Genomic DNA, 579 nt, shown 5'->3' with positions numbered 1-579 from the left:
TCAGCGCTTGACGTCGTAGACCAGCTTCAGGATTCCGTTCGAGTAGCTCTCCGACTCCCGCAGCGTCAGCATGTGCTTGTCTCGGTCGGCCCGGCCGAACAGGCTCTTCCCGGCACCGAGCAGCACGGGGAAGACGAGCAGGTTGTACTGGTCGATCAGGCCCGCATCCGACAGCCGCCGGGCCAGCTCCGCGCTCCCGTGGATGAAGATCGCGCCGCCCTCGCCCTCCTTGAGCGCGGCGACGTCCTCGGTCGAGCGCAGGATCGTCGTCGGCCCCCACCCGTTGACCAGGGCCTCGTCAGACAGCGTGGTCGACACCACATACTTGGGCAGCTCCTTGTAGCCGGCGTGGTCCTCCGAACCGGGCCAGACCGGCGCGAACGCCTCGTAGCTGCGGCGGCCGAACATCAGCGCCGTCGTGTCGGTGAGCTCCTCGCCCTTCAGCGACCAGGCTTCCGGGACGAACTCGAGGTCCTTGAACACCCACCCGCCGCTGCGGTGCTCCTCCCCCGGTCCGCCGCCGGGCGAGTCCACGACGCCGTCGAGCGACATGAAACCGGTGTAGACCAGGTCACGCAT

Annotated in this window: 1 protein-coding gene; it reads right to left on the bottom strand. The window is 68.0% G+C overall.

Going from position 1 to position 579, the window contains the following annotated elements:
- The coding region (locus V6U79_RS29710; RefSeq protein ID WP_334616726.1) for a dihydrofolate reductase family protein at window positions 1-579 on the bottom strand (579 nt) is incomplete at its 5' end.

Source organism: Micromonospora psammae (assembly GCF_036902725.1).
Classification (GTDB): domain Bacteria; phylum Actinomycetota; class Actinomycetes; order Mycobacteriales; family Micromonosporaceae; genus Micromonospora.
This window is presented reverse-complemented; position numbering and strand designations above follow the sequence as displayed.